This window comes from Streptomyces sp. NPDC044719 (assembly GCF_056433405.1).
Window position 1 is genome coordinate 72,848 of the sequence record NZ_JBWKHE010000011.1, and the last position, 18,745, is coordinate 91,592.

The 18,745-nt window shown below is 71.9% G+C and carries 19 protein-coding genes; 11 read left to right on the forward strand and 8 right to left on the reverse strand.

Going from position 1 to position 18,745, the window contains the following annotated elements; translation table 11 throughout:
- Window positions 1-66 precede the first annotated feature (66 nt).
- The gene (locus tag AC07DF_RS36060) at window positions 67-297 is read left to right on the forward strand and encodes a hypothetical protein (RefSeq protein ID WP_478980904.1); all 231 of its coding nucleotides are present in this window, start codon (window positions 67-69) and stop codon (window positions 295-297) included.
- Between the two features lie 22 nt (window positions 298-319).
- On the opposite strand, the gene AC07DF_RS36065 is transcribed toward AC07DF_RS36060, so the two are convergent.
- On the reverse strand, window positions 320-1,195 hold the full coding sequence (locus AC07DF_RS36065; protein ID WP_184597343.1) for a 3-hydroxybutyryl-CoA dehydrogenase: 876 nt from the start codon (window positions 1,193-1,195) through the stop codon (window positions 320-322).
- A 180-nt stretch (window positions 1,196-1,375) separates the two neighbouring features.
- Between AC07DF_RS36065 and AC07DF_RS36070 the strand changes: the two genes are divergently transcribed.
- On the forward strand, window positions 1,376-2,605 hold the full coding sequence (locus tag AC07DF_RS36070; protein WP_478980906.1) for a glycoside hydrolase family 10-like protein: 1,230 nt from the start codon (window positions 1,376-1,378) through the stop codon (window positions 2,603-2,605).
- Window positions 2,606-2,624: 19 nt separating this feature from the next.
- Here AC07DF_RS36070 and AC07DF_RS36075 read toward each other — a convergent pair whose 3' ends face one another.
- The gene (locus tag AC07DF_RS36075) at window positions 2,625-2,825 is read right to left on the reverse strand and encodes a DUF1918 domain-containing protein (RefSeq protein WP_010045242.1); all 201 of its coding nucleotides are present in this window, start codon (window positions 2,823-2,825) and stop codon (window positions 2,625-2,627) included.
- A gap of 92 nt (window positions 2,826-2,917) precedes the next feature.
- On the reverse strand, window positions 2,918-3,835 hold the full coding sequence (locus AC07DF_RS36080) for a DMT family transporter (protein WP_478980909.1): 918 nt from the start codon (window positions 3,833-3,835) through the stop codon (window positions 2,918-2,920).
- Here AC07DF_RS36080 and AC07DF_RS36085 point away from each other — a divergent pair.
- The 3 genes from AC07DF_RS36085 (at window position 3,834) to AC07DF_RS36095 (ending at window position 6,538) form a co-directional block, all read left to right on the forward strand.
- Window positions 3,834-5,270 carry an aminotransferase-like domain-containing protein gene (locus AC07DF_RS36085; RefSeq protein WP_478980911.1) on the forward strand — a complete coding sequence of 479 codons (1,437 nt, stop codon included), beginning with the start codon at window positions 3,834-3,836 and terminating at the stop codon, window positions 5,268-5,270. The two genes, AC07DF_RS36080 and AC07DF_RS36085, sit on opposite strands and share 2 nt — an antisense overlap.
- A 160-nt stretch (window positions 5,271-5,430) precedes the next feature.
- Window positions 5,431-5,871: a GNAT family N-acetyltransferase gene (locus AC07DF_RS36090; RefSeq protein WP_478980913.1), complete on the forward strand. Its 441-nt coding sequence runs from the start codon at window positions 5,431-5,433 to the stop codon at window positions 5,869-5,871.
- Window positions 5,872-5,944: 73 nt separating this feature from the next.
- Window positions 5,945-6,538 carry a histidine phosphatase family protein gene (locus tag AC07DF_RS36095; protein WP_478980915.1) on the forward strand — a complete coding sequence of 198 codons (594 nt, stop codon included), beginning with the start codon at window positions 5,945-5,947 and terminating at the stop codon, window positions 6,536-6,538.
- Here the strand turns inward: AC07DF_RS36095 and AC07DF_RS36100 are convergent.
- Complete coding sequence (locus AC07DF_RS36100) at window positions 6,520-6,960, reverse strand: DUF6314 family protein (RefSeq protein WP_478981241.1); 441 nt, start codon at window positions 6,958-6,960, stop codon at window positions 6,520-6,522. The two genes, AC07DF_RS36095 and AC07DF_RS36100, sit on opposite strands and share 19 nt — an antisense overlap.
- Window positions 6,961-7,097: 137 nt before the next feature.
- On the opposite strand from AC07DF_RS36100, the gene AC07DF_RS36105 reads away from it, so the two are divergent.
- A complete protein-coding gene (locus tag AC07DF_RS36105) occupies window positions 7,098-9,584 on the forward strand; it encodes an alpha-L-arabinofuranosidase C-terminal domain-containing protein (protein WP_478980917.1) in 2,487 nt (828 codons plus the stop codon).
- A gap of 51 nt (window positions 9,585-9,635) precedes the next feature.
- On the opposite strand, the gene AC07DF_RS36110 is transcribed toward AC07DF_RS36105, so the two are convergent.
- From AC07DF_RS36110 to AC07DF_RS36120, 3 genes are all read right to left on the reverse strand, one after another.
- Window positions 9,636-10,598, reverse strand: a complete 963-nt coding sequence (locus AC07DF_RS36110; protein ID WP_478980919.1) for a bacteriocin fulvocin C-related protein — start codon at window positions 10,596-10,598, stop codon at window positions 9,636-9,638.
- A gap of 50 nt (window positions 10,599-10,648) precedes the next feature.
- Window positions 10,649-11,599 carry a bacteriocin fulvocin C-related protein gene (locus tag AC07DF_RS36115; RefSeq protein ID WP_478980921.1) on the reverse strand — a complete coding sequence of 317 codons (951 nt, stop codon included), beginning with the start codon at window positions 11,597-11,599 and terminating at the stop codon, window positions 10,649-10,651.
- A gap of 118 nt (window positions 11,600-11,717) precedes the next feature.
- Window positions 11,718-12,722: a helix-turn-helix domain-containing protein gene (locus AC07DF_RS36120; RefSeq protein ID WP_478980923.1), complete on the reverse strand. Its 1,005-nt coding sequence runs from the start codon at window positions 12,720-12,722 to the stop codon at window positions 11,718-11,720.
- 275 nt (window positions 12,723-12,997) lie between these two features.
- Here AC07DF_RS36120 and argC point away from each other — a divergent pair, with 275 nt between their 5' ends.
- The 5 genes from argC to AC07DF_RS36145 are packed head-to-tail and all read left to right on the forward strand — an operon-like array spanning window position 12,998 to window position 17,837.
- Entirely contained in the window at window positions 12,998-14,026 is a 1,029-nt protein-coding gene (gene argC, locus AC07DF_RS36125; RefSeq protein WP_478980925.1) for an N-acetyl-gamma-glutamyl-phosphate reductase, read from the forward strand.
- Complete coding sequence (argJ, locus tag AC07DF_RS36130) at window positions 14,023-15,174, forward strand: bifunctional glutamate N-acetyltransferase/amino-acid acetyltransferase ArgJ (protein WP_478980927.1); 1,152 nt, start codon at window positions 14,023-14,025, stop codon at window positions 15,172-15,174. Before argC ends, argJ begins: the two co-directional genes overlap by 4 nt.
- Window positions 15,171-16,094: an acetylglutamate kinase gene (argB, locus tag AC07DF_RS36135; protein ID WP_478980929.1), complete on the forward strand. Its 924-nt coding sequence runs from the start codon at window positions 15,171-15,173 to the stop codon at window positions 16,092-16,094. The genes argJ and argB overlap by 4 nt, the downstream gene beginning before the upstream one ends.
- Window positions 16,091-17,287, forward strand: a complete 1,197-nt coding sequence (locus AC07DF_RS36140; protein WP_478980931.1) for an acetylornithine transaminase — start codon at window positions 16,091-16,093, stop codon at window positions 17,285-17,287. Before argB ends, AC07DF_RS36140 begins: the two co-directional genes overlap by 4 nt.
- Before the next feature lie 7 nt (window positions 17,288-17,294).
- The gene (locus AC07DF_RS36145) at window positions 17,295-17,837 is read left to right on the forward strand and encodes an arginine repressor (RefSeq protein WP_478980933.1); all 543 of its coding nucleotides are present in this window, start codon (window positions 17,295-17,297) and stop codon (window positions 17,835-17,837) included.
- A gap of 115 nt (window positions 17,838-17,952) precedes the next feature.
- On the opposite strand, the gene AC07DF_RS36150 is transcribed toward AC07DF_RS36145, so the two are convergent.
- Window positions 17,953-18,693, reverse strand: coding sequence for an FAD:protein FMN transferase (locus AC07DF_RS36150; protein ID WP_478981243.1), 741 nt, complete (start codon window positions 18,691-18,693; stop codon window positions 17,953-17,955).
- Window positions 18,694-18,745 lie beyond the last annotated feature (52 nt).

Genomic DNA, 18,745 nt, shown 5'->3' on the forward strand with positions numbered 1-18,745 from the left:
GCCGGGCCCGCGGTTTGGCCGAAATCTGACCGACCGTAATCGGCCTCGGGGGGTATTCGGAGGCGTATGACGAAGTGGCAGAAGAACGCGGCGTACGCGCTGGCGATCTATGCGCTGTTGGTCGTGGGGATCCGGTTCTCCGCCGGCGGACAGGGGTGGGGCACGGCGCTGTTGCTCGCTCTCGTGGTCACTCCGCTCGCCCTCTGGATGGGCTGGCTGCGCCGTCGCCTCAACGAGCAGGCGGCGGAATGGGGACGCCGCCGGTTCCGGCCGTGGCCGGAGGAGCGGCGGCGTTGAGATGACGGCGTCGGCCCGACCGTCAGTCGTACGTGTAGAAGCCCGAGCCCGTCTTGCGGCCCAGGCGGCCCGCGTCGACCATGCGCTGCAGGAGCGGGGGAGCGGCGTACAGGGGCTCCTTGTACTCCTCGTACATCGACTGGGCCACCGACGCGACCGTGTCCAGGCCGATCAGGTCGGAGAGCTTCAGCGGGCCCATCGGGTGGGCGCAGCCCATCTCCATGCCGTTGTCGATGTCCTCGCGGCTGGCGATGCCCGTCTCGAACATGCGGATCGCGGAGAGCAGGTACGGGATCAGCAGCGCGTTGACCACGAAGCCGGAGCGGTCCTGGGCGCGGATCGCGTGCTTGCCCAGGAGCTTCTCGGTGAACTGCTCGGCCCGGCCGATGGTGTCCTCGGACGTGGTGAGCGCCGGGATCAGCTCGACGAGCTTCTGCACCGGGGCCGGGTTGAAGAAGTGGATGCCGATGACCCGGTCGGGCCGCGAGGTCGCCACCGCCAGCTTCACCAGCGGGATGGAGGAGGTGTTGGAGGCCAGGATGGCGTCGGGCCGGGTCACGACCTGGTCGAGCACCTGGAAGATCTCGGTCTTGACGTGCTCGTTCTCGACGACGGCCTCGATCACCAGGTCACGGTCGGCGAACTCGCCGAGGTCCGTGGTGAAGCTCAGACGGGCCTGCGCCGCCTCGTGCTCCTCCTCCGTGATCTTGCCGCGCTCCGCTGCCTTAGCCAGGGAGTTGAACAGCCGGGTCCGCCCGATCTCCAGGGCCTCGCCGGTGGTCTCGGCGACCATGACGTCCAGACCGACCCGGGCGCACACCTCGGCGATCCCCGCGCCCATCTGCCCGCAGCCCACGACTCCGACGCGTGCAATGTCTCCCGCTGGGATGTCCGTCACATCGTCCCTTTCGCTGCTGATCCACGTCCGGGCAGGTGCTCCGTGGTCCGGTGCCTGCTCCGTTCGAGCACGTTACTCCCAAGTATCGATGATCGATCGCGGGGGTCGGCCCAGAGTCGGGCATTCTGGGCCCGGAGCGATCCGCGACCGGGCGGATCCGCGGCATTTTGGGGCATGCGGATGGGACGAGTGTCACGCAGGGCGTTCGCGGTGGCGGCGCTGTCGGCTTTCACGATGGTGCCTCCGGCGTCGGCCGCGCCCAAGGGGGATGTCGAGTGGGACGGCAAGGGAGGTGACAGGGCGGCCTCCGCGATGCGGGGCGTATGGCTGGCGACCGTGGCCAACCGCGACTGGCCGTCCAAGCCGGGGCTGAGCGCGTCGAAGCAGCGCACCGAGCTGCGGGGGCACCTCGACACAGCGGTCCGCAGGCGGCTCAACACCGTGTTCTTCCAGGTCCGGCCGACGGCGGACGCGCTGTGGCCTTCACCGTACGAGCCGTGGTCGCAGTACCTCACCGGCACCCAGGGCAAGGACCCGGGCTGGGATCCGCTGGGCACGGCAGTCGAGGAGGCCCACGCCCGCGGTCTGCAACTGCACGCCTGGTTCAACCCGTACCGGGTCGCCACGCACGCCGACCCGTCCCGGCTCGCCGCCTCCCACCCCGCGCGCCGGAACCCGGACTGGGTGGTGACGTACGGCGGGAAGCTCTACTACAACCCGGGGCTGCCCGAGGTCCGTGCATTCGTGCAGGACGCGATGCTCGACGCGGTGCGGAAGTACCCCGTGGACGGCGTCCACTTCGACGACTACTTCTACCCGTACCCGGTGGCGGGTCAGCGCTTCGACGACGACGCGGCCTACGAGGCGCACGGCGGCGGCTTCCCGAGCCGGGCCGCGTGGCGGCGGGACAACATCAACAAGCTGGTGCGGGAGACGGCGGCCCGCATCAAGAAGGTCAGGCCGAGTGCCCGCTTCGGCATCAGCCCCTTCGGCGTGTGGCGCAACGCCGCCACGGACAAGCGCGGCTCGGACACCCGGGCCGGCGTGCAGACGTACGACGACCTGCACGCGGACACCCGCAAGTGGGTGCGCGAGAGCTGGATCGACTACATCGTTCCGCAGCTGTACTGGAACATCGGCTTCGCCGCCGCCGACTACGCGAAGCTGGTGCCCTGGTGGGCGGAGGTCGCGCGCGGCACCTCGACGAAGCTGTACGTGGGGGAGGCGCTGTACAAGGCCGGTGACCCGGCGCAGCCCGCGGCCTGGCAGAACCCGGCCGAGCTGTCCCGGCACCTGGCGCTGGCCGAGGACTACGCGCAGGTGCGCGGGCACGTCTTCTTCGCCGCCAAGGACGTGGCGACCGATCGGATCGGGGCGATGGCGAAGGTCGTTGCCGACCACTACGAGTAGACGTCGCCCCCGGGCCGCGTCACGGCCCGGTGGTGGTCTCCCGGTGCCGGATCTCGGTGTCGGGTCCCGGTGAGCACACTCCCTCGTGCCCGTCCTCGAACCGGACGCGGTACGGGGGGTTGCCCTCCTGGCCGAGCACTTCGACGATCTCGCCGACCTTGTCGTGCTGACCGACCACCCTGCCGTGCTGGACAAGCTGGTCGCCCACGGTTGCGCGCATCTGGGGCCTCCTCACGAGGTGCGGAGCAGCGGTCCGTGGCCTCGAGTCTACGGCGGGGGACGCCACTTGGCAGCGGGCCGGGCCCGCCCCGCTCAGCCGCGCGCCCGCTGTGTGACGGCGATGCAGACCAGCACCGCCGCTGCCGTCAGCGGGGCGGCCACCGGCAGGTGCTCGCCCAGCAGCAGCACCGACCACACCAGTGTGAGCAGGGGCTGGGCGAGCTGCAACTGGCTGGCCTTCGGGATGCCGATGGCCGCCATGCCCCGGTACCAGACGACCAGGCCGACGAACTGCGAGCCCACCGCGACCCACAGCAGTCCCGTGACGCTGTGCGCGGTCAGTCGCACGGGCTCCTGCGCCAGCGCGAACGCGGCGACGGGCACGGTCAGCGGCAGGCACAGCACCAGCGCCCAGCCGATGACCTGCCAGCCCGGCATGACCCGGGCCAGCCGGCCGCCCTCGGTGTACCCGGCCGCGCACACCAGCAGCGCCGCGAAGAGGTACAGGTCGGCCGTGCTCAGGGCGCCGCCGCTCTGCTGCACGGTGAAGGCCAGCACCGCCGCCGCGCCCACGAGGGCCGCCGTCCAGAAGGTGCGCGAGGGCCGGGTGCCGACGCGCAGGGCGGAGCAGAGGGCGGTGGTGAGGGGGAGCAGGCCGACCACGACGGCGGCGTGTGCGGTGGTCGAGGTCTGCAGCGCCAGCGTGGTCAGCAGCGGGAATCCGAGCACTACCCCGCCCCCGACGACCGCGAGGCCTGCCCAGTGCCGCCGGTCGGGCAGCGGCACACGCAGGGCGAGCAGACAGCCGCCCGCGATCACCGCGGCCAGGACACTCCGGACGGCGACCAGCGACCAGGGCCCGAAACCCTCCAGGCCCCAGGCGGTGGCGGGGAACGTGAGGGAGAAGGCGATGACGCCGAGGGCGGCCTGGAGGGTGCCGAGGCCGCGGCGGTCCGAATCCGTGGCGACTGCTATCCGGGGGGCGGTAGTAGCGCTACTCTGTGCTCTCATGCAAGAGCGTAGCAGTGTCGCTGAACTGGCGGAACAGCTCCGGAGGGAGCTCGACCGCTACTCGGCGGGTGGAAAGCTTCCGTCGAGTCGAACCCTCGTCGAGCGGTTCCGGGTGAGCCCCGTGACCGTGTCCCGGGCCTTGGCGCAGCTCGCCGCCGAGGGACTGGTGGTCACCAGGCCCGGCGCGGGCGCGTTCCGCGCACCGGCCCGGACGGCACCGGCACCCGCCGGGGACACGTCCTGGCAGGAGGTCGCGCTCAGCGCGGACGGCGCAGCCGACCTCGTGCCGCGCTCGGTGGACGCCTCCGGGGTACTGGCGACGCTGGCCACCCCGCCACCGGGTGTGATCGAGTTCAACGGCGGCTATCTGCACCCGTCGCTGCAGCCGGAGCGTGCGATGGCCGCCGCCCTGTCGCGCGCCGGAAGGCGTCCCGGTGCCTGGGGGCGCCCGCCCATGGAGGGGCTGCCGGAGCTGCGCGAGTGGTTCGCGCGTGGCATCGGCGGGTCCTTCACCGCCGCCGAGGTGCTGGTCACCGCGGGCGGACAGTCCGCCCTCACCACCTCCCTGCGCGCCCTCGCCCCGCCCGGCGCCCCCGTCCTGGTCGAGTCGCCGACCTACCCCGGCATGCTCGCCATCGCCCGCGCCGCGGGCCTGCGCCCGGTGCCCGTCCCGGTGGACGCCGACGGAGTGAAGCCCGCGCTGCTCGCCGACGCCTTCCGGGCCACCGGCGCCCCGGCCTTCGTCTGCCAGCCGCTCTTCCAGAACCCCACCGGTGCGGTGCTCGCGCCCGAGCGCCGCGCCGAGGTGCTGCGCATCGCGCGCGAGGCGGGCGCGTTCGTCGTGGAGGACGACTTCGTGCGGCGGCTGGTGCACGAGGACGCCGGGCCGCTGCCGCGCCCGCTGGCCGCCGACGACCCCGACGGCGTCGTCGTCCATGTCTGCTCGCTGACCAAGGCGACCTCGCCGAGCTTCCGGGTGAGCGCCCTGGCCGCGCGCGGGCCGGTCCTGGAGCGGCTGCGCGCCATCCAGGTCGTCGACACCTTCTTCGTGCCCCGGCCCCTTCAGGAGGCCGCGCTGGAACTCGTCGGCTCGCCCGCCTGGCCGCGTCATCTGCGGTCCGTCTCCGCCGAGTTGAAGGCACGCCGGGACGCGATGACCGCGGCGCTCGAGCTGCGTCTGCCGGACTTCGCGCTGCGCCACATCCCCTCCGGGGGCTACCACCTGTGGCCGCGGCTGCCCGACGGCGTGGAGGAGTCCGCTCTGGCCACTGCCGCCCTGCGCGCGGGCGTCGCGATCACTCCCGGCCGCCCCTACTTCAGCGCCGAGCCGCCGGCCGCGCACATCCGGCTGAGCTTCGCGGCGGTCGCGGGGACCGGGGAGATCGCGGAGGGCGTACGGCGGCTGCGGACGGCCTGCGACGAGGTGCTGCGGTGACCGCTGGCGTGCCGCGCCAGCCGCTGAGGCGCTGCGGTGACCGCTGAGGCGCCGCGCCAGCCGCTGAGGCGCTGCGGTGACCGCTGACGCGCTGCGCCAGCCGCTGAGGCGCTGGGATAACGGCTCGACGTGCCCGTCGCCGCCCTGCGAGCATCGCGCCATGACCGACTCACCGACCCTGCCCGAGGGCTACGAGATCTCCACCGACCCCGGCCGCCTCGACGCCGCGCGCGTGCACGGCTGGCTGTCCACCGACGCGTACTGGGCGCTGGGCCGTACCCGCGAGAAGCAGGACCGGGCGATCGAGGGCTCGCTCAACTTCGGCGTGTACGACAAGGTGGCGGGAGAGCAGGTCGCGTACGCCCGGGTCATCACCGACCGGGCGACCTTCGCGTGGCTCTGCGATGTGTACGTGGACCGGTCGGTGCGCGGCAAGGGAATCGGCACCGCGTTCCTCGCGGCCGTACGGGACGAACTGCGGTCGTACGGTGTGCGGCGCGTCCTGCTCGCCACGCACGACGCGCACGGTGTCTACGAGCGGCTGGGCTTCGCGGAGTTGGAGGACCCCGAGCACTGGATGGCGCTCATCTTCGGCCGGTGAGGGCCGGCCCACCCTGGGTAACTCCCAGGTAACAGCTCTTGACCTGCGCACTTGCGGGACCCACGATCGCCGCATGCCACTTCGGGTCACATTCGTCGCCGCAGCGCGCAGCTCATCGCTGCTCGCCGAGAGATTCGAGGACCACCGGCCGCTGGACCAGGCCGGCTGGGGTGAGGTGGAGCTCGCCGCCCAGGAGCTGCTGCCCCTCGCCGCGGCCGAGCTGCGCTACTGCTCGCCGACCCCGCGCAGCCGTGCGACGGGGGAGGGGCTCGGGTACGCGCCGCTCGTGCAGCTCGCCCTGCGGGACTGCGACATGGGCCGGTGGCGCGGACTGACCCTGGCCGAGGCGATGGCCCGGGAGCCGGAGGCCGTGGACGCCTGGCTCGCCGACCCGCGTGCCACACCGCACGGCGGTGAGTCGCTGATGGACTTCATCACCCGGGTCGGCGGCTGGCTCGACACCCGGCCCGTCGACGACGGCTGCCGAGTCGTGGCGGTGGCCGAGCCGTCCGTGATCCGCGCCGCCCTGGTCTACGCCCTGAAGGCGCCGCCCTCGACGTACTGGAACATCGACGTCCGCCCGCTGTCGACGACTTCGGTGACGGGCCGGGGCGGGCGCTGGAACCTGCGCTTCGACGGGGTGTCCGCTCAGCCCTCGCGCGCGTAGTCGGTGCGCAGCACCAGGTCCTTGGCCGGGCCGCCCACACGCCACACCGTCCGCCAGTGGTCCGTGTCCAGGACCGTGAACTCGCCGCGGTAGAGGTCCGCCGAGCAGGGGTGGTCGGCCACATGCCGCCCGGACGTCAGATCCAGGTCGTGGAACGGCCTGCCGTCCGTGAACCGCACGTCCGCCGTACCGCCCGGACCCGGCAGGAATCGCAGCGTCCGCTCGGCGGGCCGGGCGACGCCCTGCCAGACGAAGATGCCGGATTCGTGGTGCATGAGGCCGCCGCCCGACTCCGTCCGGAAATCGGTGGTTCCGGAGAACTCCCCCTGCTCGCCGCTCGCGAGATCCCGCACCGACCGCGTCACGCGCCAGCGCCCGGCCAGATACGCCAGCACGTCCGGCACTGACCAGAACTCGCCCATCCCGTACCGCTCTCCGTCCCACGCGTTGCTGCGCGACCCATTGACGCGCATCCGCCCCCTCCCTATCTTGCCGTTCGAAGTGCTGATCAATGTCTGATATTTCGAACACTCCTCTACCAGAGAGCCGCGGAGTATCCATGCCACGCACCGCCGCCCGCACCCGATGGAGACTGGGTCTCACGACCACCGCCCTCCTGACGGCAGCAGCCCTCGTACCGGCCCCCGCGCACGCCGAGGACGTCACCGACTACGCGATCACCGTCGACCCGTCCGCCCAGGGCGCGGCGATCGACGACACGATGTACGGCGTCTTCTTCGAGGACATCAACCGGGCCGCCGACGGCGGTCTGTACGCCGAGCTCGTGCAGAACCGATCCTTCGAGTACTCCACCGCCGACAACGGTTCCTACACGCCCCTGACCTCCTGGGCGGCCGGCGGCACCGCCCAGGTCATGAACGACGCCGGCAGGCTCAACGAGCGCAACCGCAACTACCTCTCCCTGTCCGCCGGTTCGTCCGTCACGAACGCCGGCTACAACACCGGTATCCGGGTCGACAAGGGCAAGCGGTACGACTTCTCCGTGTGGGCCCGCGCCGAGAGCGGCACCACGCTCACGGTCTCGCTCAAGGACACCGCGGGCACGCTGGCCACCGCACGCCAGGTCGCCGTGAAGGGCGGCTGGGCCAAGTACAAGGCCACCTTCACCGCGACCCGGACCAGCAACCGCGGCCGCCTCGCCGTGGCCTCGACGAACGCCGCCGCCCTCGACGAGGTGTCGCTGTTCCCGCGCGAGACGTACAAGAACCAGCCGAACGGCCTGCGCAAGGACCTCGCCGAGAAGATCGCCGCCCTCAAGCCGGGCTTCGTGCGCTTCCCCGGCGGCTGCCTGGTCAACACCGGCTCCATGGAGGACTACAGCGAGGCCTCGAACTGGCAGCGCAAGCGCAGCTACCAGTGGAAGGACACCATCGGCCCGGTCGAGGAGCGCGCCACCAACGCCAACGTCTGGGGCTACAACCAGAGCTACGGCCTCGGCTACTACGAGTACTTCCGCCTCTCCGAGGACATCGGCGCCATGCCGCTGCCCGTCGTCCCGGCCCTGGTGACCGGCTGCGGCCAGAACAAGGCCACCGACAACGAGGCGCTGCTGAAGCGCCACATCCAGGACACCCTCGACCTCATCGAGTTCGCCAACGGCCCGGCGACCTCGACGTGGGGCAAGGTCCGGGCGAAGATGGGCCACCCCAAGCCCTTCCACCTCACCCACATCGGGGTCGGCAACGAGGAGAACCTCCCCAAGGAGTTCTTCGCCCGCTTCGAGCGGTTCCGGGCCGCCATCAAGGCGAAGTACCCGGAGATCACCGTCATCTCCAACTCGGGCCCGGACGACGCCGGCACGACCTTCGACACCGCCTGGCAGCTCAACCGCGAGGGCAAGGTCGACATGGTCGACGAGCACTACTACAACAGCCCGAACTGGTTCCTGCAGAACAACGACCGCTACGACTCCTACGACCGCAAGGGCCCCAAGGTCTTCCTCGGCGAGTACGCCTCCCAGGGCAACGCCTGGAAGAACGGCCTCTCCGAAGCCGCCTACATGACCGGCCTGGAGCGCAACGCGGACATCGTCAAGCTCGCCAGCTACGCCCCGCTGCTCGCCAACGAGGACTACGTCCAGTGGCGGCCGGACATGATCTGGTTCAACAACCGGGCCTCCTGGAACTCGGCCAACTACGAGGTCCAGAAGCTGTTCATGACCAACGTCGGCGACCGCGTGGTCCCGTCGAAGGCCACGACCACGCCGAACGTCAGCGGCCCCATCACCGGCGCCGTCGGCCTGTCGACGTGGGCCACCAGCGCCGCGTACGACGACGTGAAGGTCACCTCGGCGGACGGCTCGACCCTGCTGAGCGACGACTTCTCCGGTGACGCCTCGAAGTGGACGGGCAGCGGCCGCGGCAGCTGGAGCATCCAGGACGGGCAGTACGTCCAGACGGACGCCGCGACCGAGAACACCATGGTCACGGCGGGCGACCCGGCCTGGAAGGACTACGACCTGCATGTGAAGGCCACCAAGAAGTCCGGCAAGGAGGGCTTCCTGGTCGCCTTCGGCGTCAAGGACACCGGCAACTACTACTGGTGGAACCTGGGCGGCTGGAACAACACCCAGGGCGCGATCGAGCAGGCCGTGGACGGCGGCAAGGGCACGCTGATGACGAAGGCCGGGTCGATCGAGACGGGCCGCGCCTACGACATCGACATCAAGGTGCGCGGCCGCCAGGTCACGCTGTTCCTCGACGGCAAGGAATGGGGCAGCTTCAGGGACGACAAGCCGGCCGAGCCGTTCCGCCAGGTCGTCACCAGGGACGCCAAGACCGGTGACCTGATCGTCAAGGTCGTCAACGCCCAGTCCACCGAGGCCCGTACGGCCATCGACCTGGGCGGCGCCAAGGTCGCCTCCACCGCCCGTGTGACCACGCTGGCCGCCGAGCCGGACGCGGTGAACACGGAGACGGACACGCCGGTGACGCCGGTGACGTCCACCTTCAGGGGCGTCTCCGGGAAGTTCACTTACACCTTCCCGGCGGACTCCGTGACGTTCCTGAGGATCAAACAGAGGTAGCACCCGCCGGCGTGGGCCGCTGTCCCCCGGGCAGCGGCCCACGCCCGGCCGTCATGCGTAGCAGAGCCCGTTGCAGGACCACGTCCACAGCGTTCCGCATCCGCTGTCGGAGCGCACACACGAGTTCTGCACCCAGATGCAGGAGCTGCCCCAGCACTTGTCGCTGTAGGTGTTGCACTCACAGTCCGGCAGGGCGGCGGCCTCGACCGGTCCCAGGGTGGCCAGCAGCGCGTTCGACACGTCCGGCTCGAAGGCGGCACGGGCGTCGGCGTCGATCCGGAGCATCTCCTCGGTGCCCCGGCGGCCCCGCTCGAACCGGAACGTCGACACGTCCGCCGCCGCGGCCCGGGCCCGGTCCACCACCCTGGCCTGAGCGGGCGTCAGTCCGGGATGCACGGACCGCCACCGGTCGATGTGCTCGACCCACAGCGCGCTGCGGGCCTCGGCTGGCAGCGCCTGGAACACCGCCCGGCGGTGGGCGACCGGCAGAGCGGCCACGTCGTCGTAGCGGGTGGGCAGCCGGCCGGCGTTCCGGCCGACCCATTCCTGGGCCGCCGCCGCGTCCTTGTCCCGCGCGAAGGCCGGTGTCGTGCCCTTCACCAGCACGGCCGCTGCGACCGCGAGGCCGCCGCCCAGGCGCAGGAACTCGGCGCGCCCCAGCCTGCCCCGGCCCGGCGTGGCCTCGGCGCGTGCCTGTCCCAGGGCGCGCAGCACCTTCACCGAGGATCGCGGTCCCAGCCGCCGGGCCAGCGGCACGGCGAGCGCGGCACCCGTCCAGGCCCGCACCCCGGTGTCCGGCCCCGCACCCTCGCCGCCGCGCACGGCCAGCAGCGTGGGCACCCAGGGCGCGTCCGGGCCCAGCGCCCGCTCGCGCCGGTCGCGTACGTCCTGACGGCCGAGCGGCACCACTTCCAGCTTGCCTTCGCACGCCTCGTACACGATCGACGAGATGGTGCGACAGGCCCCGCACGAACTGTCGAAGGCCAGCATCCAGCGCACCCCGGAATCACGCATGGAGAACACTCCCGTCCTCCGCGCCGCCGCAGGCGACGCGGTCGCCGTGGTCAGTGGAAGCAGAGTCCGTTGCACGGATAGATGTAGAGACTTCCGCAGCCCGCGCTCGTGTGGCGGCAGCCGTTGTCGATGCACTTGCCGTCCCAGCCGCAGTACACGTCGATCCGGTTGCACTCGCAGTTGGGCGCGGGCACCGCCGCCTCCGACGCCGGGCCCAGCACCGCCAGCATCGCCCGCGCCCCGTCCGGGCCGAAGGCCTCGCGGGCCGCCCGGCCGAGCTCCGCGACCTCGGCGGGCGGCTCGCCCTCGAAGGTCGCCGGGTCGGAGGCGACGGCCAGGGCCCGGTCCAGGACCCGCCGCTGCGCCGGGCTCAGCTCCGGGCGGCCGGCGCCGAAGCGCCGCAGATGCTCGGCCCACAGTCCGCTGCGCGCCTTCGGCGGCAGCGCCTCGTGGATCGCGCGCCGATGGCTCAGCGGGTGCGCCACCACGTCGTCGTAGGTGGTGGGCAGCGCGCCGCGGTGGGCGAGCACCCAGCGGCGGGCCGCCTCGTGCTCGTTCTCGGCGAAGGCGGGAGTGCTGCCGCGCATGATCACACCTGCCGCCACCACGAGGCCGGCGCCGGCCCGCAGGAACTGCGACCGCCGGAGGGTCCGCCCCGTGACCGGACGGCCGGCGGTGTGCCGGGCGTCCGCCCGGCGCAGATCGCCGAGGGCGCGCAGGACACGCAGTGTGGAGCGCGGGCCGAGCCGCCGCAGGAGCGGTGGCGTCATCGCCGCTCCGGTCCAGGCCCGCACCCGGCCGGTGCCCGCTCGCAACAGGGTCGGCGCCCAGGGGGCGGCGGTGCCGTAGGCCTGCTCGCGCCAGTCCCGTACCCGGGTGTCGTCCAGCGGCAGCACCTCGAGCTTGCCGTCGCAGGCGTGGGAGACGGCGCTGGAGATCTTGCGGCAGGTCGCGCACGACCCGTCGAAGGCGAGCACCCAGCGCGGTTCCGGCTTCTCCATGGCAGCATCCCCTTTGTCCGCCCCGCGGTCGACATCGCTGAGGCAGAGTCTGGGCAGCGGGACGGATGCGGCGCACCGCCTTTAGAGCGCCTTCGAAAGGCGCTCGTCCGGGCGGGCGTCATACGGACGAGCCGTGCCGCCCATCGAGCAGGGCGGCCCCGAGCGGGGTGGTGGTGTGCAGGACGGCGTTGCCCAGCCGGTGGGTGATGAGCAGGCCCGCGTCCCGCAGCACGGAGGCGTGGTAGCTGGCGGTGGCGGCGGAGACGCCGGTGCCGTGGGCCAGCTCCGTGGTCGTGGCGCCGTTCTCCGAGGCGCGGCGGAGGATCTCCGCCCGGGTCCGCCCCAGGAGCGCGACCAGCGACCGGGACGGTGCCCGGGTGTCGTCCGCCGCCCGGTCGGCCGGGTTCAGGGCGCCCTGGTGCGCCATGGGATAGACGACGACCGGGGGCAGTGCGGCATCCTTCAGCACGGTCGGGTAGCGCCAGCAGAAGTAGGACGGCAGCACCAGCAGTCCGCGCCCCCGCAGATGCACGTCCCGCTCCACGCGCAGTCCGCCCACGGTCAGCACCGGGGGCCGCCAGTGGAGTTCGGGGTGCAGTGCGCCGAGCAGGCTCCCGGCACCGGCGCCCGGTGTCCGGGTGCGCAGGGCGCGTTCGGCCTCGAAGCGGGCGCGGACATGATCCCAGTAGGGCGCCAGCCCTGCCCTGATGTAGGTCCGCAAGGTCCGCCCCAGATGGTGGACGGCCGCCCCGTCGCCCTCCGCCAGGGCCCGGCCCCACGGCGGGAGCCTGCGCCCGTGGGCCGAGAGCTCGAGCAGATCGTGGCGTAATCGCGCGCGGGGCGTGGACAGCAGGGCGTCGATCCCCGGCTCCAGACCTCCCTCGCCGGCGGCGGGCGTGAGGAAGTCCGGCGAATAGCCCACCGGCGGGGCCAGGCGCAGCAGCTGGCGTTCCGGTGCGCCGAGTGCCGGGCGGACCCGGGCCCGCCAGCGCCCGAAGACCGCCCAGCCTTCCCTGGTCTGAAGCATGTGCATGCTCTGCAGGGCTTCCCACATCGGGTCGGGCGCCTGGGCGAACCTGATGCGGGTGAGGTCGTCGTCGGTGAAGTGAATGCGCAGGGCCATGCGAGCCATCCCCGTGGACACCGCGGGCATCCCCCGTGGTTGCCCCCGGCGCCTCGTCACCCATGGTCGGCGGGTGTCACGCGTGTCGCGGGGGCCTTTACAACATACCCACGCCGGGTACGGCCCCATACGCTTCGATCCAGCCACCGAGCCCTGCCCGTACCTCCGCTCGCCTGCCATGATCTCCCCGTGCTCGCGGTCATGCACGGGACAGAGCTGAGATTGCATAAACGTGCAGCGAAACGTATAGTCATGCTCTCTAAGGAGGAGGTTCCATGGCGGTACGTGCGGCAGTGGCCGGAGCGAGTGGATACGCGGGCGGGGAACTGCTGCGTCTGCTGCTGGCCCACCCCGAGGTGGAGATCGGCGCCCTCACCGGCAACTCCAACGCGGGACAGAAGCTCGGTGCGCTCCAGCCGCACCTGCTGCCCCTGGCCCAGCGAGTGCTCCAGGAGACCACCCCCGAGGTCCTCGCCGGACACGACGTCGTCTTCCTCGCGCTGCCGCACGGGCAGTCCGCCGCCGTCGCCGAGCGGCTCGGCCCGGACGTGCTCGTGGTCGACATGGGCGCGGACTTCCGGCTGACGGACGCCGCCGCCTGGGAGAAGTTCTACGGCTCACCGCACGCCGGAACCTGGCCCTACGGCCTTCCCGAACTGCCGGGTGCCCGCGCTCGGCTTACGGGGTCCAAGCGCGTCGCGGTGCCCGGTTGCTACCCGACCGCCGTCTCCCTGGCCCTCTTCCCGGCGTACGCCGCCGGACTCGCCGGGAACGAGGCCGTGATCGTCGCCGCCTCCGGCACCTCCGGCGCGGGCAAGGCGCCCAAGCCCCACCTGCTGGGCAGCGAGGTCATGGGGTCGATGACCCCGTACGGCGTCGGCGGCGGGCACCGGCACACGCCCGAGATCACCCAGAACCTCAGCGCGGCCGCCGGCGAGCCGGTCTCCGTGTCGTTCACCCCCACCCTCGCGCCGATGCCGCGCGGCATCCTCGCCACGTGCAGCGCCAAGGCCGCCGACGGCGTCACGGAGGAGTCCCTGCGCGCCGCCTACGAGAAGGCCTACGCCGACGAGCCCTTCGTGCACCTGCTCCCCGAGGGGCAGTGGCCCGCCACGGCGTCCGTCTACGGTTCGAACGCCGTTCAGGTGCAGGTCGCGTACGACGCGGCCGCCGGACGGATCATCGTGATCAGCGCCATCGACAACCTCACCAAGGGCACCGCGGGCGGTGCCGTCCAGAGCATGAACATCGCCCTCGGTCTCGACGAGACCACGGGACTGACGACGATCGGAGTCGCGCCGTGAGTGTGACGGCAGCACAGGGATTCACGGCGGCCGGGATCGCCGCCGGGATCAAGGAGAACGGCAACCCCGACCTGGCCCTCGTGGTCAACACCGGCCCCCGCCGCTCCGCCGCGGGCGTCTTCACCGCCAACCGTGTGAAGGCCGCGCCGGTCCTGTGGTCCGAGCAGGTGCTGAAGAGCGGCCAGGTCTCCGCCGTCGTCCTCAACTCCGGTGGCGCCAACGCCTGTACGGGACCGAAGGGCTTCCAGGACGCGCACGCCACCGCCGAGAAGGTGGCCGAGGTGCTCGGCCGGGGCGCCATCGAGGTCGCCGTCTGCTCGACCGGGCTCATCGGCCTCCTCCTCCCGATGGACAAGCTGCTCCCGGGCGTCGAGACGGCCGCCGCGCAGCTCTCCGAGCACGGCGGTGAGAAGGCCGCGATCGCCATCAAGACCACGGACACCGTCCACAAGACGTCCGTCGTCACCAAGGACGGCTGGACCGTCGGCGGCATGGCCAAGGGCGCGGGCATGCTCGCCCCCGGCCTCGCCACCATGCTCGTCGTCCTCACCACCGACGCGGACCTGGAGAACGACGTCCTGGACAAGGCCCTGCGGGCGGCCACCCGGACGACCTTCGACCGGGTCGACTCCGACGGCTGCATGTCCACCAACGACACCGTGCTGCTGCTCGCCTCCGGGTCCGCCGAAGTCACCCCCGGGTACGAGGAGTTCGCCGAGGCCGTACGGCAGGTCTGCGACGACCTCGGCCAGCAGCTCATCCGGGACGCCGAGGGCGCCAGCAAGGACATCAAGGTCGAGGTGATCAACGCCGCGACCGAGGACGACGCCGTCGAGGTGGGCCGCTCCATCGCCCGCAACAACCTCCTCAAGTGCGCCATCCACGGTGAGGACCCCAACTGGGGCCGCGTGCTCTCCGCGATCGGCACGACCAGGGCCGCCTTCGACCCGGACCAGCTCAACGTCGCCATCAACGGCGTCTGGGTCTGCAAGAACGGCGGTGTCGGCGAGGACCGCGACAAGGTCGACATGCGCTACCGCGAGGTGCACATCGTCGCCGACCTGGCGGCCGGGTCCGAGACGGCCACCATCTGGACCAACGACCTCACCGCCGACTACGTCCACGAGAACAGCGCCTACTCGTCATGAGCATCACGCGTAAGCACACCGCCCTGCCCAAGGCGCAGATCCTCATCGAGGCCCTGCCGTGGCTGGTCCGGCACAACGGCAAGACGGTCGTCATCAAGTTCGGCGGCAACGCCATGGTCGACGAGGACCTCAAAGCCGCCTTCGCGCAGGACGTGGTGTTCCTGCACCACGCCGGCCTCAAGCCGGTCGTCGTGCACGGCGGCGGCCCGCAGATCAGCGCCGCCCTCGACCAGCACGGCATCGTCAGCGAGTTCAAGGCGGGCCTGAGGGTGACCACCGAGGACGCCATGGACGTCGTACGGATGGTGCTGGCCGGGCAGGTCCAGCGTGAGCTGGTCGGGCTGCTCAACCAGCACGGGCCGCTCGCCGTCGGGCTGACCGGCGAGGACGCGCACACCATCACCGCCACCAAGCACCAGCCCGAGATCGACGGCGAGCTGGTCGACATCGGCCGGGTCGGCGAGATCACCGCCATCGACACCGGCGCCATCGAGGCGCTGCTCGCCGACGGCCGCATCCCGGTCGTCTCCTCGATCGCCCGCTCCCAGGACGACGGACATGTCTACAACGTCAATGCTGATACGGCGGCTTCGGCACTCGCTGCTGCTCTGGGCGCCGAAACCCTCATGGTCCTCACGGACGTCGAGGGCCTCTACGAGGACTGGCCGAACAGCGACGAGGTGATCAGCCGCCTCACCGCCTCCGAGCTGGAGCGGCTCCTTCCGGACCTGTCCTCCGGCATGGTGCCGAAGATGGAGGGCTGCCTGCACGCGGTCCGCGGCGGCGTGACCACCGCCCGCGTCATCGACGGCCGGGTCCAGCACTCGATCCTGCTGGAGATCTTCACCGACGAAGGCATCGGCACGATGGTCGTGCCCGACGAGAAGCCCGAGGGACCGGGCGAACAGGGGGAGTCATGAGCAATGAGGAACTGACCACGCGGTGGCGGGGCGCTCTCATGAACAACTACGGCACCCCGCTGCTGCCCCTGGTGAGCGGCGAGGGCAGCCGGGTCCGGGACGCCGAGGGCAACTCCTACCTCGACTTCGTCGGCGGCATCGCGACCAATGCCCTCGGCCACGCCCACCCGGCGATCGTCGAGGCCGTGACCCGGCAGATCGGATCCCTCGGCCACGTCTCCAACTTCTTCATGGCCGAGCCCACCGTCGCCCTCGCCGAGCGACTCCTCCGGCTCTTCGGCCGGGACGGCAGGGTCTTCTTCTGCAACTCCGGCGCCGAGGCCAACGAGGCCGCCTTCAAGATCGGCCGGCTGACCGGGCGGACCCGTGTGGTGGCCACCGAGGGTGCCTTCCACGGGCGGACCATGGGCGCCCTGGCGATGACCGGCCAGCCCGGCAAGCGGGAACCGTTCCTGCCGCTGCCCGGCGACGTCACCCACGTCCCCTTCGGCGACGCGCAGGCACTGGCCGCCGCGGTGACCGAGGAGACCGCGCTCGTCATCATCGAGCCGATCCAGGGCGAACTCGGCGTCGTCGTCCCGCCCGCCGGCTACCTCAAGGCCGCCCGAGCCATCACCGCCTCGACCGGGGCGCTCCTCGTCCTCGACGAGGTGCAGACCGGCATCGGCCGGACCGGGCACTGGTTCGAGTACCAGGCGCACGAGGGTGTCCTGCCCGACATCGTCACCCTCGCCAAGCAGCTGGGCGGCGGGCTGCCGCTGGGCGCGACCGTCGCCTTCGGGCGGGCCGCGGAGCTGTTCCAGCCCGGGCACCACGGCACGACGTTCGGCGGGAACCCCGTCGCCTGCGCGGCCGGGCTCGCCGTCCTCGACACCATCGAGAACGAGGGGCTGCTGGAGAACGTCAAGCGGCAGAGCGCGGCCTTGCGGGACGGGATCGAAGGCCTCGGCCACGAGTTGATCGATTTTGTCCGGGGCTCGGGCCTACTCCTGGGTATCGTGCTCACCGAGCCCCTCGCGCCCCAGGTGCGCCAGGCGGCTCAGGAGGCCGGATTCCTGGTGAACGTGCCCGCCCCGGACGTCGTCAGGCTGATGCCGCCGCTGAACCTCGGCGACGACGAGGTGGACGCCTTCCTCGGGGCGCTGCCCGGCATCCTCCAGGCAGTGAGCGGGGACGGACGATCCGGAGAATGAGACGACGATGAGCCAGGCGCAGGACCACGAGCAGGGGGCGAACGGGCCCGCCGTGCCGCAGACCCGCACCGCACGCCACCGCCGGATCGTGGACATCCTCAACCGGCAGCCGGTGCGGTCGCAGAGCCAGCTGGCGAAGCTGCTCGCCGACGACGGGCTGAGCGTCACGCAGGCGACGCTCAGCCGGGACCTGGACGAGCTGAACGCGGTGAAGATCCGCAACACCGACGGTGACCTGATCTACGCGGTGCCGAGCGAGGGGGGCTTCCGTACGCCCCGGGCGCCGCTGGGCGGGTCGGCGAAGGAGGAGCGGATGCGGCGGTTGTCGCAGGAGCTGCTCATCTCCGCGGAGGCTTCGGCGAATCTCGTGGTGTTGCGTACGCCGCCGGGCGCCGCGCAGTTCCTGGCGTCGGCGATCGACCAGGCGGAGCTGCACGACATCCTGGGGACGATCGCCGGGGACGACACGCTGCTGCTGATCAGCCGGGAGCCGGACGGGGGGCGGGCGCTGGCGGAGCACTTGCTTCGGCTGGCGCAGAACGGGCACTGAGCGCCGCAGGGCTGCATGCCGGTGGTTGTGTGCGGGTGGACTGTGGCTGTTCGCGCAGTTCCCCGCGCCCCTGAGTCGGCCCAGCTGCGGGCATGCGTGCCGCCCCCGCCCCCACTCACCCCAGCCGCGCCGCCAACCCCCCGGTGCACCGCACCTCATCACCGGCCGTGATCAGCAGGGCCTCGACATCGGGCAGGGACTCCAGCCAGGCCAGCCCCTCCCGCGACCCCATCGCGAACGCCGCCGTGGCCCAGCAGTCCGCCCACGTCAGCCGAGGTCCGACGACGGTCACGGCGACCAGGTCGGTCACGGCCGCATGCCCCGTACGCGGGTCGAGGATATGCGCGCCCCGCTCCGCCGTACCGGACGTGGCCACGGACAACTCGTCCACCCCGGCCGCCGAGACGACGGCCGCGAGACCCCCCGGCCGCAACGGATCCGACACCCCAACGCGCCACGGCCGCTGCGCCCCCGGCGCCCCGAGCAGCTGCACATCGCCGCCGCCGTTGACGCTCACCCCGCACACCCCCGGCACCTCCGACAGCCGCCGGGCCGCCCGCTCGACTGCCCAGCCCTTGACGATGCCGGTCGGGTCCAGACGGCCCTGGTACGACGTGCTGAACCAGCCGTCGCTCAGCCGCTCCGCCTCGGCCGCCAGCTTCAGGACCTCGGCGACCTCGGGATCGCACTCCGCGACGGTCAGTTCACCGCGTTGCAGCCGGGCGATCTGGCTGTCCTCGCGGTAGGTGCTGAACACCTCGTCGACGCGGTGCAGTCCGGCGACGGCCTCGTCCAGGGCCGCGCGCACGGCGGCCGGTTCCCCGCCGCGGACGTCGAGGGAGAAGACGGTCCCCATCGTCTCTTCCACATGACGTGCCGCGGCGGGAGCCTGTGCGGGGTCGGCCACC

What these genes read in the sequence shown, in the direction of transcription:
- AC07DF_RS36110 (WP_478980919.1), bottom strand. Translation starts at nt 10,598, where the DNA reads ATGCGTGATTCCGGGGTGCGCTGGATGCTGGCCTTCGACAGTTCGTGC.
- argB (WP_478980929.1), top strand. Translation starts at nt 15,171, where the DNA reads ATGAGCATCACGCGTAAGCACACCGCCCTGCCCAAGGCGCAGATCCTC.
- AC07DF_RS36145 (WP_478980933.1), top strand. Translation starts at nt 17,295, where the DNA reads ATGAGCCAGGCGCAGGACCACGAGCAGGGGGCGAACGGGCCCGCCGTG.
- AC07DF_RS36095 (WP_478980915.1), top strand. Translation starts at nt 5,945, where the DNA reads ATGCCACTTCGGGTCACATTCGTCGCCGCAGCGCGCAGCTCATCGCTG.
- AC07DF_RS36150 (WP_478981243.1), bottom strand. Translation starts at nt 18,693, where the DNA reads ATGGGGACCGTCTTCTCCCTCGACGTCCGCGGCGGGGAACCGGCCGCC.
- AC07DF_RS36080 (WP_478980909.1), bottom strand. Translation starts at nt 3,835, where the DNA reads ATGAGAGCACAGAGTAGCGCTACTACCGCCCCCCGGATAGCAGTCGCC.
- AC07DF_RS36120 (WP_478980923.1), bottom strand. Translation starts at nt 12,722, where the DNA reads ATGGCCCTGCGCATTCACTTCACCGACGACGACCTCACCCGCATCAGG.
- AC07DF_RS36140 (WP_478980931.1), top strand. Translation starts at nt 16,091, where the DNA reads ATGAGCAATGAGGAACTGACCACGCGGTGGCGGGGCGCTCTCATGAAC.
- AC07DF_RS36070 (WP_478980906.1), top strand. Translation starts at nt 1,376, where the DNA reads ATGGGACGAGTGTCACGCAGGGCGTTCGCGGTGGCGGCGCTGTCGGCT.
- AC07DF_RS36085 (WP_478980911.1), top strand. Translation starts at nt 3,834, where the DNA reads ATGCAAGAGCGTAGCAGTGTCGCTGAACTGGCGGAACAGCTCCGGAGG.
- AC07DF_RS36075 (WP_010045242.1), bottom strand. Translation starts at nt 2,825, where the DNA reads ATGCGCGCAACCGTGGGCGACCAGCTTGTCCAGCACGGCAGGGTGGTC.
- AC07DF_RS36060 (WP_478980904.1), top strand. Translation starts at nt 67, where the DNA reads ATGACGAAGTGGCAGAAGAACGCGGCGTACGCGCTGGCGATCTATGCG.
- AC07DF_RS36090 (WP_478980913.1), top strand. Translation starts at nt 5,431, where the DNA reads ATGACCGACTCACCGACCCTGCCCGAGGGCTACGAGATCTCCACCGAC.
- argC (WP_478980925.1), top strand. Translation starts at nt 12,998, where the DNA reads ATGGCGGTACGTGCGGCAGTGGCCGGAGCGAGTGGATACGCGGGCGGG.
- AC07DF_RS36105 (WP_478980917.1), top strand. Translation starts at nt 7,098, where the DNA reads ATGCCACGCACCGCCGCCCGCACCCGATGGAGACTGGGTCTCACGACC.
- AC07DF_RS36100 (WP_478981241.1), bottom strand. Translation starts at nt 6,960, where the DNA reads ATGGGCGAGTTCTGGTCAGTGCCGGACGTGCTGGCGTATCTGGCCGGG.
- AC07DF_RS36115 (WP_478980921.1), bottom strand. Translation starts at nt 11,599, where the DNA reads ATGGAGAAGCCGGAACCGCGCTGGGTGCTCGCCTTCGACGGGTCGTGC.